General features: G+C 70.1%; 17 protein-coding genes. 3 read left to right on the top strand and 14 right to left on the bottom strand.

Annotation, left to right across the window (positions count from 1 at the left end):
• The first annotated feature begins 57 nt into the window (after nucleotides 1-57).
• Nucleotides 58-2127 carry a class F sortase gene (locus BM223_RS17420; protein WP_038682762.1) on the top strand — a complete coding sequence of 690 codons (2070 nt, stop codon included), beginning with the start codon at nucleotides 58-60 and terminating at the stop codon, nucleotides 2125-2127.
• Between the two features lie 14 nt (nucleotides 2128-2141).
• Here the strand turns inward: BM223_RS17420 and BM223_RS17415 are convergent, their stop codons facing one another.
• From BM223_RS17415 to BM223_RS17355, 14 genes are all read right to left on the bottom strand, one after another.
• A complete protein-coding gene (locus tag BM223_RS17415) occupies nucleotides 2142-3023 on the bottom strand; it encodes an RNA polymerase sigma-70 factor (RefSeq protein ID WP_038682760.1) in 882 nt (293 codons plus the stop codon).
• Nucleotides 3020-3622, bottom strand: coding sequence for a carboxymuconolactone decarboxylase family protein (locus BM223_RS17410; protein ID WP_038682758.1), 603 nt, complete (start codon nucleotides 3620-3622; stop codon nucleotides 3020-3022). The genes BM223_RS17415 and BM223_RS17410 overlap by 4 nt, the downstream gene beginning before the upstream one ends.
• 76 nt (nucleotides 3623-3698) lie before the next feature.
• A complete protein-coding gene (locus BM223_RS17405) occupies nucleotides 3699-4448 on the bottom strand; it encodes a class I SAM-dependent methyltransferase (protein ID WP_038682756.1) in 750 nt (249 codons plus the stop codon).
• Between the two features lie 9 nt (nucleotides 4449-4457).
• The gene (locus BM223_RS17400; protein ID WP_052139169.1) at nucleotides 4458-5165 is read right to left on the bottom strand and encodes a class I SAM-dependent DNA methyltransferase; all 708 of its coding nucleotides are present in this window, start codon (nucleotides 5163-5165) and stop codon (nucleotides 4458-4460) included.
• Nucleotides 5166-5168: 3 nt separating this feature from the next.
• On the bottom strand, nucleotides 5169-7283 hold the full coding sequence (locus BM223_RS17395) for a prolyl oligopeptidase family serine peptidase (protein ID WP_038682753.1): 2115 nt from the start codon (nucleotides 7281-7283) through the stop codon (nucleotides 5169-5171).
• Nucleotides 7280-8518, bottom strand: coding sequence for an MFS transporter (locus tag BM223_RS17390; RefSeq protein ID WP_158510244.1), 1239 nt, complete (start codon nucleotides 8516-8518; stop codon nucleotides 7280-7282). The genes BM223_RS17395 and BM223_RS17390 overlap by 4 nt, the downstream gene beginning before the upstream one ends.
• 73 nt (nucleotides 8519-8591) lie before the next feature.
• Nucleotides 8592-9239: a flavoprotein gene (locus BM223_RS17385; protein WP_075018661.1), complete on the bottom strand. Its 648-nt coding sequence runs from the start codon at nucleotides 9237-9239 to the stop codon at nucleotides 8592-8594.
• A gap of 4 nt (nucleotides 9240-9243) precedes the next feature.
• Entirely contained in the window at nucleotides 9244-10242 is a 999-nt protein-coding gene (locus tag BM223_RS17380; RefSeq protein WP_158510243.1) for a HesA/MoeB/ThiF family protein, read from the bottom strand.
• Between the two features lie 95 nt (nucleotides 10243-10337).
• Nucleotides 10338-11366, bottom strand: a complete 1029-nt coding sequence (locus BM223_RS17375; RefSeq protein ID WP_038682746.1) for a nitroreductase family protein — start codon at nucleotides 11364-11366, stop codon at nucleotides 10338-10340.
• Entirely contained in the window at nucleotides 11363-12430 is a 1068-nt protein-coding gene (locus tag BM223_RS17370; protein WP_158510242.1) for a SagB/ThcOx family dehydrogenase, read from the bottom strand. Before BM223_RS17370 ends, BM223_RS17375 begins: the two co-directional genes overlap by 4 nt.
• A 68-nt stretch (nucleotides 12431-12498) precedes the next feature.
• Nucleotides 12499-12648: a hypothetical protein gene (locus BM223_RS29100; RefSeq protein WP_158510241.1), complete on the bottom strand. Its 150-nt coding sequence runs from the start codon at nucleotides 12646-12648 to the stop codon at nucleotides 12499-12501.
• Nucleotides 12649-13026: 378 nt separating this feature from the next.
• The gene (locus BM223_RS17365) at nucleotides 13027-13665 is read right to left on the bottom strand and encodes a DUF305 domain-containing protein (protein WP_038682744.1); all 639 of its coding nucleotides are present in this window, start codon (nucleotides 13663-13665) and stop codon (nucleotides 13027-13029) included.
• Nucleotides 13666-13717: 52 nt separating this feature from the next.
• Complete coding sequence (locus tag BM223_RS17360; RefSeq protein WP_038682742.1) at nucleotides 13718-14137, bottom strand: DUF6153 family protein; 420 nt, start codon at nucleotides 14135-14137, stop codon at nucleotides 13718-13720.
• Nucleotides 14127-14927: a helix-hairpin-helix domain-containing protein gene (locus BM223_RS17355; RefSeq protein WP_038685635.1), complete on the bottom strand. Its 801-nt coding sequence runs from the start codon at nucleotides 14925-14927 to the stop codon at nucleotides 14127-14129. The genes BM223_RS17360 and BM223_RS17355 overlap by 11 nt, the downstream gene beginning before the upstream one ends.
• A gap of 69 nt (nucleotides 14928-14996) precedes the next feature.
• On the opposite strand from BM223_RS17355, the gene BM223_RS17350 reads away from it, so the two are divergent.
• Together BM223_RS17350 and BM223_RS17345 are read left to right on the top strand one after the other, a co-directional pair.
• Nucleotides 14997-15365: an ArsR/SmtB family transcription factor gene (locus BM223_RS17350; RefSeq protein ID WP_082003862.1), complete on the top strand. Its 369-nt coding sequence runs from the start codon at nucleotides 14997-14999 to the stop codon at nucleotides 15363-15365.
• A 2-nt stretch (nucleotides 15366-15367) separates the two neighbouring features.
• The gene (locus BM223_RS17345) at nucleotides 15368-16291 is read left to right on the top strand and encodes a cation diffusion facilitator family transporter (protein WP_038682740.1); all 924 of its coding nucleotides are present in this window, start codon (nucleotides 15368-15370) and stop codon (nucleotides 16289-16291) included.
• Nucleotides 16292-16309 lie beyond the last annotated feature (18 nt).

Raw genomic sequence — 16309 nt, 5'->3', positions numbered from 1 at the left:
CCGGCTCACGTCATCGCGCCCTGCCACGAGGTGGGGACAACCCTGAGGAGAACCAGAGTGAGAACCCTTACCCGGGCCAGACAGGCCCTGGGCGCGCTCGTCGTCACCGCGATCGCGGCGACCGGGCTGCTGGCCGTCACCACCGTGGCGGCCGAGGCCCACCAAGGCTCGATCCGCGTCACCGGCGCGGTGTGCGTCGACGCCGACACCATCCAGGCCACCTACCGGTGGTCCTGGAGCAACGTGCCGCGCGCGTCGTACGGGACGCGGGTGGTGCGCAAGACCGGCACCACCGCGTTCGAGGGCAGCTGGAGCGGCCGCGGCGGCGCCCCGCTGACCACCGTCAGCACCGCCTCGGGCAGCGTCAGCTGGACGGTCACCCTGCGCCGCGCGCAGTTCAGCGGCGGCAACGGGCCGTGGGAGTACGTCTACGCCCCGTGGACCGACGGCTACACCGGCAACCGCTACAACGACACCCGCGTCGAGGGCGTCGACTGGAACCGCTGCGCCCCACCGGCCCCCGCCCGCGACGCGACGGCCGCCGTCTCGACGACGCCGCCCACCTGCGACACGGCCGAGACGCTGGTGCTGGGTCGCACGGCCAATGCGACGTGGGGGACGCCGACCCGGACGACGGGTCCGGGTGCGTACTCGGTCGTCGCGACGGCCACCGACGGCCACGTCTTCGCCGACGGCGCCCGGACGCGGACGTTCACCGGGTCGCTGGCCGATCGCCGCTCGGGCCAGGAGTGCGCCGGTCCGGCACCCGCCGACGAGCGGCAGACCCGCCCGGTCGCAGGCACGCCCGACTGCGGGCCGCGGACGGTGACCTCGTGGACCGAGGAGCGCAGCCGCTCCTACGCGTGGAGCGAGGCCGAGGGCCGCTACGTCCCGGGTGCGTGGTCGACGTGGACCAAGGTCGCCGGCTCCGAGCGCACGGCTCCGGCCACCGACGAGCAGTGCCCGCCGGCGGCCATCCCCGACGCGACGGCCGCCGTCTCGACGACGCCGCCCACCTGCGACACGGCCGAGACGCTGGTGCTGGGTCGCACGGCCAATGCGACGTGGGGGACGCCGACCCGGACGACGGGTCCGGGTGCGTACTCGGTCGTCGCGACGGCCACCGACGGCCACGTCTTCGCCGACGGCGCCCGGACGCGGACGTTCACCGGGTCGCTGGCCGATCGCCGCTCGGGCCAGGAGTGCGCGGGTCCCGCACCCGCCGCCGAGGTCGAGAGCCGCACGGTCCCCGGGGCGCCCGACTGCGTCACCCGCACGGTGACGTCGTGGTCCGAGGAGCGCTCGCGCGGCTACGAGTGGAGCGCGGCCGAGAACCGCTACCTTCCCGGCGCCTGGACGCCGTGGACGAGGACGCCCGGCTCCGAGCAGACCGTCCCGGCCACCGACCAGCAGTGCCCGCCGCGTCCGGCGGTGCCCGTGGCGGTGCGCGGTGCGGTCGCCAAGCTCGACAAGTGCGGCCGCAACGACTTCTACCGGGCAGCCAAGGTCACCGGCATCCGCTATGTCGTCGGCCGCTCGACGGTGCCGCAGGGCGTGTGGGTCAAGGCGCGCACCAAGGTGGTCAAGGTCCGCGTGCTCGCGGCGAGCCCGGCCTACCGGGTGGTGGGCAAGAAGGTCATCAAGGTGCGCTTCCCGTACACCCGCTCGTGCGCCGCGCCCCCGGTCACGTCGCCGGCCACCGGCGCCCGTCCGGCCGCCCGGACGGCGAGCTCCCGGCTGGTCATCCCCCGCACCGGGACCGACGCCAAGGTGGTCACGGTGCCCGTCCGCAGGGGCCAGCTCGCGGTCGGTCGCGAGCTCACCGGCACGGTCTACACCTGGAACCAGGGTGACCCGCCCTGCGACCCGCTCGGCACCACCGTCTACGCCGGGCACGCCTGGCGGGCGGGCGCCGGGGTGGCCGACCGCTGGGGCTCGCTGCGCCCCGGCGACCGGTTCCGGGTCGGCGGCTGCTCCTTCCGGGTGACCAAGGTCGCGCACTGGCCGGCGACCCGCTCGGTCAAGGGGCTGTTCCGCGTCGACGGGGCACCGCGGGTGGTGCTCATCGCCTGCAAGCCCGGCGACTACTCCCAGCGGACGATGGTGTTCGCGCGCAAGACCGGATGACCCGGCGGCGACGCTCAGCCCTCGCGGCTGAGCGTCGCCTCCTTGCCGAGCGCGGTGAGCTTGGCCGGGTTGCGGACGGCGAGGATCCGGGTGATCCGGCCCCCGTCGATCACCAGGCTGACGGCGGTCAGGTCGCCGTCGGCGTCGATCAGTGCGGCCGGCGCACCGTTGAGCCAGGCCGGCGTGATGGTCGCGGTCGGTGCCAGCAGGGCGAAGTTCGCCAGCAGCCGGGCCACCGGCTCGGCGCCGGTCAGCGGCTTGCGGATCGCCTGGGCGACCCCGCCGCCGTCGGCCAGCATGACCACGTCGGGCGCGAGCGCGTCGAGGAGCGCCTGGATGTCGCCGGTGCGCACCGCGCCGAGGAAGCGGTCGACGACCGCCTGCTGCTCGGCCCGCCCGACGTCCTGGCGGGGACGCCGGGCCGCCACGTGGTTGCGCGCCCGCAGCGCGATCTGGCGGACCGCGGCGCTGGTCTTCCCGACGGCCTCGGCGATCTCGTCGTACGGCATGTCGAAGACCTCGCGCAGCACGAACACCGCCCGCTCGGCCGGGCCGAGCGTCTCGAGGACGGTCAGCATCGCCATCGACACGCTCTCGGCGAGCTCGATGTCGTCGGCGACGTCGGGCGCGGTGAGCAGCGGCTCCGGCAGCCACTCGCCGACGTAGTCCTCGCGGCGCCGGGCCAGCGTCCGGAGCCGGTTGAGCGACTGCCGGGTGACGATCCGGACGAGGTACGCGCGGGCGTCGCGCACCTCGGCCCGGTCGACGTCCGCCCACCGCAGCCAGGTCTCCTGGACGACGTCCTCCGCGTCGGCCGCGGAGCCGAGCATCTCGTAGGCGACGGTGAAGAGCAGGTTGCGGTGGCGGACGAAGGGATCGCCGTCCCGGGAGGTCATGCGCGCGAGCCTACGGCGGCGGCCGACGGCCCGGGCTGCGCGAGCGGCTTCATGCCGCAGGCCGAGGCGAAGCCCTCGGACTCGATGCCCAGAGCCGTGTTCGAGCGGGTGGTCAGGTTCGCGAAGCCGATCACGCTCGTCAGCTCGAGCAGGCCCGCCGGCCCGAGCGCCTCGAGCAGCGGCGCGACCATCTCGTCGGTCACCGTCGGCGGCGTCAGGCTCGCGGCCTCGGCGTACTCCAGGACCTGGCGCTCGAGCGGCGAGAACACGTCGGAGTCGCGCCAGCGCGGCACCTCGCGCGCCTTGTCGAGGTCGAGCCCCTTGTCCTTGGCCATGAAGTAGTTGAAGTCGAGGCACCACGAGCAGCCGACGAGCGAGGCGACGGCCATGTGCGCGTAGGTCTTGAGGGTCTCGTCGCAGGTGTCCCACTTCTGCAGCTTCTGGCCGTAGGCCATGCTCGCCTTGAGCGCCGGCAGGTGGTGCCACATCACGCCGAGCGACTCGGGCACGCTGCCGAACATCCGGCCGGCGAACTTCTTGACGAGGGCGCCGTAGATGCCGGTGATCGGGGCGGCGGGGATCCGGGGGGTGGTGGTCATGTCGTCCTCCTTGGTGGGTGGTCGGACATGAAGACACCGGCCGCGCGCCCGGTGTGACAGTTCTGCGCATGAGGGGTCAGCGGATGGCTCGGACCTGGACCCTGCTGTAGTCGATCACCGGTGCCGGGAGCTCCTGCATCATCCGGTCGATGGCCTGGCTCAGGTCATCTCGGGAGACGTGACCAAGCAGTCCCGAGAACATGGCGAACAGGTGGGCCTTGAGCACCTGCCGGTCGTTGATCGTGACGGGGTCCCGGTAGGTCCGAACCGTCACTGATTGAAAGCCAGCACCCTTCAGTGCCTCGTGAAGGCCGTTCGGGTCCACGGGGTGCTGGGCTCCCACCGATAGACCGACCGCCGAGGCGGACGCTCTCACGGCCGCGACGTTGCCGACGGCGGCCGCCTCGAGGGACAGCACTCCGCCTGGTCGAAGTGCTCGACCGATGTTCGACACGACTGCCTGGTGATCGCTGATGTGGTGAAGAGTTGCGATGCTCATCAGGGCGTCGACGTGGCCATGGCCACCGCTCAGGTCACAGCCGACCCGGGAAGCGTCATCGAGCACGGTCGTCACCCTCGTGGGCGGGTACTGCGCCCCGACTGCCTCAAGATTCAACCGGCTTCGATCGACTGCGACCACGTGGGCGGCGCCCGAGATTTCGAACAGCGAGGCAAGCGTTCGACCGCGGCCGACGCCGAGGTCCGCGACGGTATGGTCAGGTTGTGGGCCGAGGCCCGTGAGAACGCGCTCGGTCCATGTCTCGAACGGACGAGGCACCCGTCGCAGCGCGGAGGCGCTCGTCCATTCCTCAGACCTCTTCATCATGTCGACGGCTCAACGTCGCCGACACGCGTAGTAGACGTGTCCTGAGATCTCTCCAGCTGGCCGGCCGGCCTCGTCCACTCGGGCCAGGACGGAGAACCACGGGTGAAGACGAGCCTCGATCTCCTCGAGACCGACCGCCAGCTCGGGCACGACCTCCGAGAAGGGCTCGCGCTCGCCCGGTGGGCTCACTTCGATGTGGAACTCGAAGATGTCCGTGGAGCTGTCCGCCTGGGTGACGTCCAGGACGACCCGGGCTCCGTCGACCTCCAGACTCCACGGCTCAGCCCGTGAGAGATCCGCGAGCCGAGTGCGGGTGTTGACGTCGAAGACCAGCAGACCACCGACCCGAAGATGCTCGGCTGCAAGCCGGAACACGTCGCCCCACCTCTCGACGGGAGAGACGTGGTTGAGGGTGTCGAAGAGGGAGTAGATGACGTCGAATGCTTCGCCGATCCGAAAGTTCGTCATGTCCGCGAGATAGAGGCTCGCGGCCGGACAGCGTCGCCCTGCGATCTCCAGCATGGATGGCGAGCTGTCGAGCCCGGAGCACTCGAAGTCCGGTTGCAGATGCTCGAGCAGGAGTCCGGTCCCGCAACCGAGCTCCAGTGCCCTCCCGCCGGTCGGCCCGTAGTCGGCCACGAACTCGGCGAGACGCTCGAGCCGCGCCGTCGGGGCGCCCATCACGGCGTCGTAGTACTGCGCAAAACCGTCGTACATGGGCTACTCCGTTCCTCTTCGGATATGACCGGCCAAGAAGGCCTGGATCTCAGCCTCCAGCCGGACGCTGTCGGCCGGCACTACTGGTCCGAGATGTCCTGCGGATCCGACGACTCTCAGGACCGGAGACTGGTGAGTAGCGACCTGATCTCTGAGTCGGGCCACCCACTTGGCGGCGTGCCACGGGGGTGTTCGCTCGTCGTTCAGGGCAGCGCAGATGTAGATCGCCGGATATCGGTGGCGGGCGATGTTGTCGTATGGCGACCAGCTTGCGATGCGGTCGTGGCTTTGCAGCCCGGCGTTCGGGTTGCCGAACTCCCGCCAATCGGCGACGGCATATCTAGGATCTGGCCGCTCCAGAGACGAGAGGCAGTCCAGATAGGGGAACTCGAGGACTGCCGCACCGCATCGTCCGGGGGAATCATTCAGCGTGGCGGCCACCAGCGTCGCGCCTGCGCTCCGTCCTCTGAGCGCGAGCAGGTCACTGGACGTGATGCCTTCGGAGACCAGCTTTCCGATGACAGCTGCCAGATCACTGATCGAGCGTGGCTTTGCATGGCCACGACCCGCGTGGTGCCAGGCAGGCCCGCGTTCACCGCCTCCGCGGACGTGGGCGTATGCCCAGATCCAGCCGCGATCGAGCAGCGGCAGGCGGGAAGGCGAGAAGGCACCACCGATGCTGGCACCGTAGGAGCCGTAGACGTTGAGCAGGCAGGGTGCCGGGTCGCCTCGATCACGGACGCTCCTGCGGCACACGAGGGTGATGGGGACCGACTCGCCGTCGTCCGCCCGTGCTTCGAGGCTTGCCTCCAGGTAGTCGTCCTGCAGATACCCGGGAAGTGAGGCGAACCCGTCGACGGTACGGCGATCTCGGGTGTGAAGATCGATCTGAACCGATCGAGGGGGTTCGGCAAGTGAGCACCGCCCATAGGTGAGGAGTGGCCGCGCGTACTCGACGCTGCTGCCGCCGAAGATCCAGCTGGTCAAGCTCGATTGGTCGACGACGTGGGTGCCGGCCTCTGCTCCAGGACCGAACGGGACGGACAGGATGCGGCGGCAGCCGGCGCCCGTCACGGAGACCGCCAGGAAGTCGCGGAACACTCGGAATCCGTCAATGGACTCGTCGGCCCGGCATCGGAACATCGGAGTAGTCCGGTGCTGGTCCGGCAGATCCGTGCGTTCGATCAGTTCGAGGTGCCCACCTCGTGGGCCGGACGCGACGATCCAGTCCCCGCCGCCTCCATCGGTGGCATGGTGCTCGACCTCGACCGCGATGTCAGGGGGCCAGCCTCCGACAGGTCGCAGGAGTAGCCGTCCATGGCGCCGGGCGAGGCTGCTGACGGTCGTCCCCGATGACGTCTGGTGCGTGACGATGATCTGGAGCCTGTCGTTGGAGCGTCGGACCGACAAGCGGTCCGCATGTGCCGACGTGGTGGCAACGGTTTCGACTGTGGCCGAGAGCCGGCTCCACGACGTCAGCTGCTTGCCTTGGCGGTGCCGACTGACGAAGACGAGGTGCTCGGCATCGGTGTGCCACACCAGCCCAGGCATGCAGTCGTACGCCACTGGCCGAGCATCCGAGCCGACCGAACCGTCGAGATCTCGGACGAAGAGCGCATAGCTCTCGCCCCCGTCGGGGTCCACCAGATAGGCAACCAACCGACCGGTCGGATCGACCTGCCACCCGCCGAGGCGTCCACCTGGAGCGGGAGGCAGGGCTCCGGTGTCCAGGACCTCCTGCTCCGTGCCCTCGTCGCGCCCGGCATCGATCTGTTCAGCCGTCGGCAAGCGACCGCGCCAGGGCTGGCGGCAGTGCACCGTTCGTCCGGTCGGCACGTCGGTTCGTGAGTAGTAGACCCACCTTCCCTCCCGCGACGGCGGAGAAGTCGTGATGGGCGGAACGGCTGACTGGAGCTCGGCCGCAAAGCGCTCGGGTGTCTCGGGAAGGGTGGCGATCAGCTCGGAGGCGAAGGCGTTCTCCTGCTGGAGGTAATCCGCCAGCTCCGCCTCCTCCGACTCCATCCATGCCCAAGGGTCTGGCCGGGGCCCCCGGAGGCCCGGGTGGGAATGGGCCTTCTTGGCAGCGATCGGCGGACGAAGCGGCGCTTCCAGCGTCATGGCGTCTCCTCAGGCTGCGGAATCGCGTCGTCATGCGGACGTCGAGCGACGGGCCGTCGCGGATCCGGCGTCGGCGAGCCGTCGGCGTCGTGGCGCAGGACGGCCCAGAGAGTGAGGCCGGCTATCGCCATGGCGATGGCGCAGCTCGTCGCGATCGCCGGCACGTTGTCGGCTGAGCTCACCAGGCCGAGCGCGATGTATCCGATGGGCATCGGTGCGAAGGACACGATCTGCTCGACGGAGCGCACTCGCCCAAGGTGATCCCGGGGGACTCTGGACTGGATCATCGAGTCGCCCACGACGCCCAGCGACGTGCCGGCGCCGATCAACACGGCGCAGAGGAGGGCGCCGGCACTTCCATGGAGGACCGCCGGGACGGCCGCACCGCAAGCCAGCAACCCCGCGAGAAGCGGGATCGTCGCCGACCCCGGCACGTCGGCGAGCCGGGGGGCGCCCATGACGAGCGCGCCCACGAGCTCGGCGAGCACCTGCGCGCTGACGATCCATCCCAAGCGAGCAGCTCCCTCCGTTCCCGACCCCGCGACCAGCGGGAAGAAGATGCGCGCGGCCGCAAGAACGGCGACGTTCGCCACCAGGTACGTCACGAAGATCCAGACCAGCCATCGACTACGCAGCACGTATCGAAGACCGGACTTGAAGTCCTGCCCCACGGTCCGTCTCGGTGCGGTTCTCGAAACCACGAGGTGCGAGCGAGGCGTGAGGAGCGTCGCGGTGAGGGCGACCCCGAAGGAGAGGGCGTTCAGCGAGAATCCTGCGGGGGCGCCGCCGAGAGCCGCGACGACTCCAGCCGAAGCCGGGCCGAGCAACCGCCCGAGGCTCGAACCCGCCGTGAAGAGCCCGTTGACGGAGGTCAGTCGCTCCTCTCCGGCCAGTTCTGCCCGCCAGGCGAAGAAGCCGGTCTTGAAGAACGACGACGCCCCACCAAGGATGAACGAGGCGAGCAGGTAGACGACGAGGTTGCGAGAGCCGAGCGCGGTCGACACCGCGAGAAGTCCGGATGCCCCGCACGAGGCAGCGTCCGCAGCGGCGACGACCTTCCACCGCGCGAGGTGGTCGACGACGTGGCCCGCGAGCGGCGAGCAGAGCACGACGGCTGCGACATTGCACGCGAGTACCGCCCCGACCGCGGCGGCGCTCCCGGTCGTGTCGAGCACCGTCCAGGCAAGGATGACCTGCCCGACTGCGGTGCCGAATTCTGAGATCGACTGCCCCACCCAGACAGGTCCGATACTGCGGTCCCGCAGGAGGCGGGTGTATCGGGTCTCCGAGTGCGTGACCGGGCGGGAGCTAGACATGATGGTCGTCCACCGCGCGGTTGCGGCGCTCGATGATGAGTTGTCGAACGTGATGGGTCACACCCGCTGGCGGCAGGATCGAGGCCTGTTTGGTGACCGAGTCGTCGCTCAGCCGGAGCACGGGGCCGGGACGAGTCGGCGGGATGACGTGACCATCCGCTTCGATCTGGGCGAGATTGCGACGATACGGGGAACGAGCCTCCAACGTCCCCGGGATCGAGGGCACCACGAGACATGGAGGTTCGAAGTGGAGGGCCACCCCAGCGACGATCGACGGGCAGAAGCCGTTGGCCATCTGCGCGACGAAGTCCGCGCTGGCCGGGAGAATGACCACCGCGTCGACGTCGGACGCGATCTCGCCAGGACTCCACAGTCGCCCGTCACACTCGCCGTCATTGGTGATCACCCGTTGCGCGACTGTGCGCATGGTGGTGGCTGGAATGAACCGCTCGGCCATTCTGGTCATTCCGATCGTGACGCTCACCCCGAGGGTGTCGCGCAGGTGCATCACGTAGGTCGGTACCGAGATCGCTGCCAGTGCACCAGTGCAGCCGAAGAAGACCGATCCTCCCAGGAGTCCCGCCGCCCCCGCCGCGGCGACGGGGCTGGGGGATGACGGTGCCTCCGCTTCGGCGTCCACGGGGTCACCGCTCGATGGTGGGTTGGCAGTAGGTGCATCGATCATCTCGCGCCGCGGGGACCAGATGTGCGCTCCAATCGAAGGGCGAGAGGTGGATGACCGAACGCTCGGTGACGGAGTCGTGCCCGGACAGGTATCTGGCTGCTTCCCAGGTGACTGCCCCTGCGGTCAGGGCCAACCGCGGGGCCATGGATGGTGCGCCGTTGCGTCGCATCGACATCGCAGAATGAGTGATGCCGAAGACATCGCCATCGCCATCGCCATCGGCGTGGCGCAGGCAGAACGGGCACGCGGTCTTCCCCGGAATCGTCAGCGGTCCGATGACGTTGCCGACGTAGGACAGCAGGGGGGTTCGGGTGCGGGCGCATGTGCGCAGCAGGTGTTCTCCGATCGCGAAGTCGCTGTCCGGCCTGCTCCAGGTCGAACCCCAGGTCCACTCACTCAGGACGAGGTCCGACTCCTCGATGGCATCGTGGAGCTCCGGCGATTCGTCGGCCCACTGGCTCATCGCCTGGACGGACGTGCCCCGGCCGACGCGCTCGATGACATCCTTGGCGACCTCGGTCTTCATCGACCCGATGTCATCCGCGGTGTAGAGAATCTGCCGCGACAGATTGGCGGGCGAGACGATATCTCCGTCGAAGAGAACGAGCTTGCGGACGCCGATTCGCCCGAGGATCGCACTGACCCACGAGCCGTATCCGCCGGCTCCCACGAGCGTCACCGTCGCCGATCTGAGTCGCTGGTCCGCCTCTCGTGCGGAGAGGTCAGGCCTTTCCCACAGTCCCAGGAACGCCTCTTGTCTGTCCGCGGGAGCGCGTGAGTCTTCCTCGCGGAAGGTGGCGACGATGCCTTGGTCAGCGAGTTGCTCGATCATCACGCTGGCCGCATCTGCGTCGATCTGGGCGAGCGCGGCCACCTGAAGCGGCGACGTCTGAGCGGGCACCCCCGCATGGAGAACGTCGAGGAGTCGAGCCGCTTGCTCGACGTCGAGGCCGTCCATCCTCAGCTGCCGTCCCGTTGATGGCTGGTGCAGCACCATTGCTCCGTTCGACGCCCGCCACCACCACGCACGAACCATGCGCGTCGTGGCCCGCATCAGGCACGTCCGACCGAGGACGACGGGCGCCCGAAGGTGATGGTGTGGAGCGGGGCGAATCGTTGGCGCCCGAGGTGGAGCTCGTCCAACACAACGGAGTCCGTGGTTGCGGGGGTGACGACGCTGCCGAGTCGCAGCGCAGCCGCCGCCATCGTGGCTCCCTGCGCCCAGCGGCCGCTCGCGATGTACATGCTGCGAAGCGCGTGCTCGTGGCGATAGATCCAGCTGTAGCGCTCCAGATCGCCCAGCAGGAATGCCGTCGCCGAGGCACTGCGTGGTGCCTGAAGGCCCTGGAGGATCTCGGAGACCTCGGTGCCGGACGCGCCTCGGCGTATCCGGGTGAGGTGGTCGCCGCCGCTCGAGCCGCGCGTCCACAGGTAGACGCCCGGCTCGACGTCATCAATGCCCCAGATCCACAGAGCCACGGAGTAGACGCCGGGGGCGCCTCGGAAGTAGTCGAGACTCGACGCGACCTCAGGGCCGGCGGCGAAACCCGCGCTTCTCCACCCACCGGTCAAGATGGTGCTCAGGTGCTCGGTCGAGATCGTGCCCTTGAAATGCCGGATGGATCGACGGGTGAGAAGACCCTCGACGATCTCTGCCGCGGCCGGTTCGATCGGGCTCGGCAGTCGGTAGGCATGTTCACTTGGAAGCGCTGGTACATCAGGCGGCTCCGATGTTTCACGATACTGCGCCACTGTGCGCCGCCGCTTCTCCCCGGTCGGGTCTGCCCCGTCGGCGTAGGTCACGCACCGACTCCACGCGTAGTAGCGAAGTGACTCCTCCCATCCGTTCTCGATCCAGCTCGCGGCGCGGGCGGGAACGTCGGGGGATGTGCCGATCTGCTCGAGTCCACGTCGGATCACCGATCGGGTGGTGGGGTCGAGGAATGACCTCGCGGCCTCGATCCGGTCGATGGTGAGCTGGCGCGGGGGGAACAGGGTGTCGATCTCGGCAGCGCTGCTGTCGCCCGCCTGCAACTCGGCGAGACCGAGATCCGACTGCTGGTGGGCTGCCGCGGTGATCATCGGTCGCCTCTCTCGCCCACGGCGATGACGTACTGGGCGCCCTCGTCGAGCCAATCGAGCCCCAAGGCGCTCTCGGTGGCAGCGGGTGAGGTGGCGTCGTGAGCGCAGGTTTCGATCCGGGCAACCGAGCAGAGGGCCATGAAGGTGGCGGCAAGGTGCCCGACGTCCATGTGAACTGTCCGGAAGGTCCGAGGTTCGCGATAGCGGTACATGTTGCGGCGGAACACGGTGGTGATGACGACGAGAGCGGCCACCTCGAAATCTGCTCTTCCGAAGCTGCCCGGGTAGTCGACGGCCAGCTGCTCTTCGTCGTCGGCCGTGGAGTTCAGCTGACACAGCGCTGGAGTACGCGGATGCAGGTGGTGCCATCCCGGCGACAGTCCGTCGACGGACCGGGCCAGGAGATAGCACTCGGACGGGTGGCGAGCGCCACCCGAAGGACTGGTGCGTCTCATCGTCGGTGCCCCTGTCCACGCGGGCTGAGCCCATCCGACCGCGCCGAAGGCCAGGCTGAGTGCGGCTGACAGCCGATCTCCGAAGTTCTCCGTCAGCGGACGCTCTTGGAGCAGAGCTGCTGCCTGCCGGGGGGCGGGGAGCCGAGTGATCGGACCTACGGTCAGCTTCTCCCGGTCGTCGTCAGGCTCGACCGCTGCCTTGGCGTTCATGCGGCGGACGTCCTCGCGGTACCCGCCGCTCGGGGTGCCGTAGTAGTGAAAGGGATAGTCGAAGGTGATGCTGTGGTAGCGGGAGGCATGTCGCCAACCGAAGCGGACGACGTCGTCTGCTCTGGAGATGAGGATCCCGGCCTTGAGCAGCTCCATGACCAGAGGAGTGGTGACGCTCGCTGGCAGGCCGAGCTCCCGCTCCGCTTCATGGACGAGGTCGCCGATCGTCGAAGGCTTCACGGCGAGTGCGGCCAGCGCCGCTTGTTCGTTCGAGAGCAATGCATCCCATCGCTCAGTCGTGCGGCGCACACGGAAGCGGCCGGATGGATCGGCTGTCATGGCGAGCACGTGGTTCGGAGCGAGCTGGACGCTGGCGCCGGACATCTGCGGATTCCGCATGGTTCCTCCTAGCCGCGGAGCGGGCCACGCGTGGGAACCGGGCATGACGCCCGGCTCCCACGCAGGATTCAGCACTGAGCCTGAATTCCGTCACCGGCGCCGACTTCGTCGAAGACGGGCATGCTGATGTCGCACTGAAGATCGGCGAGGCCGTAGCTCTCGATCTCCTTCAGCCCGAGCTTGGCAACGTCCTCGGCCTGCGTAGTGGCCTTCGGCATGGTTCTACCTCCTCTCCGCAATGAGAAAGGACGGTGAAGCGACATGAATGAGGCGCTCGACTATCTCTGAGCGTCGTGACCAACGATCGTCTCGCCAGAGGCGCGCCACTCGCGGCATCCCCGCTCGACCCCGAGGCCGATGTCGGTCGACGAAGCAAGAAGGTCCGTCCCGAGAAGCCAGATCTTCTTAACATTCTCCCGGCCGAGAAGTCAATGAGTCTGTGACTGCAGAAGACTCCACGTCGGTCTCCTTGGTCTTCGTCCGCCCTGACGTCACTAGCCCACGCCGTGGGGAGGTGCGCGTCTCGAGGAGTCCTCGGCCCCGTCTGCCGGTCGGGCCGGCCGCCGCCAGGACGACCGGGCCCGACCGGGGTCCGGCTACTGCTGCCCCAGCAGGGCCTTCATCGTGGCGATCTCAGCGGCCTGGCCGTCGACGATGGCGCGGGCGAGCGCGACGGCGTCGGGGAACCGGCCGTCCTCCTGCTCGGTGCGCGCCATGGTGATCGCGCCCTCGTGGTGCTCGATCATCATCGTCATCCAGAGCTTCGGGAACGCCTCGTCGGAGGCGTCCTCGAGCTCGGCCATCGCGGTGCCGGACATCATCCCCTCCATCCCCTCCATCTCGCCCGTGTCGCCCATGTCGTGGCCCGCGTTGGCGTGGTCCATCGACGTGGCGGGGATGTCCTGGTCCCAGTCGGTCAGCCAGGTCGTCATGGTCTCGACCTCGGGGGTCTGCGCGGCCTGGACCTGGTCGACGAGCGTGCGGACCTCCGGCGGGAGGGGGCGGTCCTGCGCGAGCAGCGCCATCTGCAGCGCCTGCGCGTGGTGCGGGATCATCGCCGTCGCGAAGTCGACGTCGGCCTGGTTGAAGACGTCGCCGTTGCGGGCGGTCTCGACGGCGGTGGGCCGCTGCTTCGCGTCGCCGTCGCCGCCGTCGTCGCCGCAGGCGGCGAGGCTGAGGGCGAGGGTGATCGCGCCGGTGGCGGAGGCCAGCCGGCGGAGGGTGGTGCGGTGCATTGCTTCTCCTGGTGTCGGTGGGTGGTGCGTTGCTGGTGGGGCGGGGCCCCTCTCAGCAGCGCTGCACCGACAGCCGGAGGAGATCGGGTGGATCGCGGAAGCGGGCGGCCCGGGCGACGACGACCTGCCCGCGCGGAGGGAGCCGGCGGAGCAGCAGCCGGAGCAGCGGGCGGCCGCGGGCGAGCAGGCCGGCGGCGAGCCCGGCCGCGGCGAGGACGAGCAGCGCCAGGCAGAGCTCGGCCATGCCGTGACCGCTCGTCCCGCCCCCGCCGTGCCCGTCGCCGTGCTGGCCGCCGTGCTCGCCGGTGGGTGTGTCGTGGTGGGCGCCGGTCGCCGCCAGGGGTGCGGGCACGGGCACGGCTACGGCTACGGAGGCGACCCCGTGGTCGGCCATGCCGTGCATCGCGAAGAGGCCGGCCAGCGCCGCGAGCGTGACGAGCACCCGCCGGGCCAGGGTCAGGTCACGGCGCATAGCCCAGGCCGATCGCGGCCATCGCCGCCTCGAGCCGGTCGAGCGCGATCGGGCCGACGCCGTGGAGCGCGGCGAGGTCGGCGCGGCGCCAGCCGCTGACCGCCTCGAGCGTGTGGACGTCGACCGCTCGCAGTGCCCGAGTGGCGGGCGCGCCGATGGTCCGCGGCAGCGGCGTCCCGGTACGGCGGGGGGCGCGCTCGCGCGGACCGTCCTCGCTGTCGAGGACGGCCTCGCCGCGCGGCGAGAGGCGGTAGCCGATGGCGAGGGACTCGGTGAGCCCGCGCTCCTTGAGCTTGCGCACGTCCTTCTTGAAGTCCGGCGTCTCGCGGCCGAGCTCGGCGGCGAGGTCGGGGGCGCGGACCTCGGGGTTGCGGTCGATGATCCGCAGCGTGGTCCGGGTCCACGGACCGATCGGGGACGCCGTGTCGAGCCGGTCGAGCCCCGTCAGGATCGTGCGGATCTCGGCGGCGTCGGGGACCGTCGCGCGCAGTGCCTCGCGCGGGTCGGCGCCGCCGTACGTGAGGCCGACGCGGAAGACCGGACGGTCCGCCCGGTCGGGCTGCGCGGAGAGTGCCGCCTTGAGCGCGGCGAGCGAGGCGGCGCCGGCCCGGCGGGCGTCGTCCGCGCGGAGCCGGGAGAGGGCGACCTCCTCGACGCTGACCACCTCGATCACGCCGACGGCGGTGCGCAGCCGGCTGCCGACCTTGACCCGCGGCCGGTCCCAGCGGCGGAAGGCGAGATCGACCGTTCCCGCACGGACACCCTCGAGCTCGGCCGGTCGCATCATCACGTGCCCGAGCATAGGACCGCGGCCGAGGCGCGGTTGACACCGTTCGCCGTTCGGTGATTACATCGTCATATGGCGATGAATCAGCAGGGCGGCACCGCCCCGGACGTCGCGGAGGTGACCGGCGTCCCCACCGAGGTCGACGCGCTCTCCGCGGTGGCGGGCCTGCTCCACGCGCTCAGCGACCCCAACCGGCTGGCCATCCTCGAGCACCTCGCGCTCGGCGAGCACCGCGTCGTCGACCTGACCGCGCACCTCGGCCTCGCGCAGTCCACCGTCTCCAAGCACCTCGCGTGCCTGCGCGACTGCGGCCTGGTCGTCTCCCGGCCGAGCGGCCGCGCCTCGATGATCTCGCTGGCCCAGCCCGAGCTGACCCACGCCGTCCTGGCCGCGACCGTCCGGCTGCTCGACGTCACCAGCGGTCCCTGCGGGGCGGCCTGATCATGGGTGTCGGACACGGGCACGGCCACCAGCCCGCCGCCGCGAGCGGCCACGCGGGGGCGCGGCACCGCTGGCGGCTGGGGGTCTCCTTCGGCCTGATCGCGACGTTCTTCGTCGTCGAGCTCGTCGTCGGCATCATCAGCGGCTCGCTGGCGCTCATCTCGGACGCCGGGCACATGGCCGCCGACGTCGTCGCGCTCGGCGCGGCGCTCGTCGCGACCAAGATCGCGACCCGGGCCGACAGCAGCGGACGCCGTACCTACGGCTCCTACCGGGCCGAGGTCTTCGCCTCCGGCCTCGCCGTGCTGATGATGCTCGGCGTCGCCGCCTACGTCGTGGTCGAGGCGATCGGCCGGATCGGTGCCGAGCCCGACGTCGCGACCGGCCCGATGCTCGTCGTCGGCTTCCTCGGCCTGGTCGTCAACGTCATCGCGCTCCTGCTGCTGCGCAGCGGCGCGCAGGACTCCCTCAACGTCAAGGGCGCCTACTTCGAGGTCATCGCCGACACCGCCGGCAGCGTCGGCGTCATGGTGGCCGGCGGGCTGATCCTCGCCACCGGCAGCAGCATCTGGGACACCGTGGTCGCCTTCGCCATCGGCGCCTTCGTCGCGGTGCGGGCGGTCATGCTCGGCCGCGAGGTGCTCGCCGTCCTCGGCCAGCACGTCCCGGCCGGCCTCGACATCGACGAGGTGACCGGCGCGCTCGGCGGCCTCGACGGGGTCCGCGACGTCCACGACCTGCACGCCTGGACGCTGACCTCCGGCATGAACGTCGCCACCGCCCACCTGGTCCTGCTCGACGGCGTCGACGGCGCGGGGGTGCTGCGCGAGGGGCAGGTGCTGCTGCGCGAGCGCTTCCAGATCGAGCACGCCACGCTGCAGATCGAGGGGCACCGCTCGGCCGCGTGCGACGCCGTCACCTGGTGATCCCGACCGTACGACCGG

Origin of the sequence: Pimelobacter simplex (assembly GCF_900114845.1) — a bacterium.
Taxonomy (GTDB): domain Bacteria; phylum Actinomycetota; class Actinomycetes; order Propionibacteriales; family Nocardioidaceae; genus Nocardioides; species Nocardioides simplex.
The sequence above is the reverse complement of the archived record's forward strand: the minus strand, read 5'-3'. Positions and strand labels throughout refer to the sequence as shown.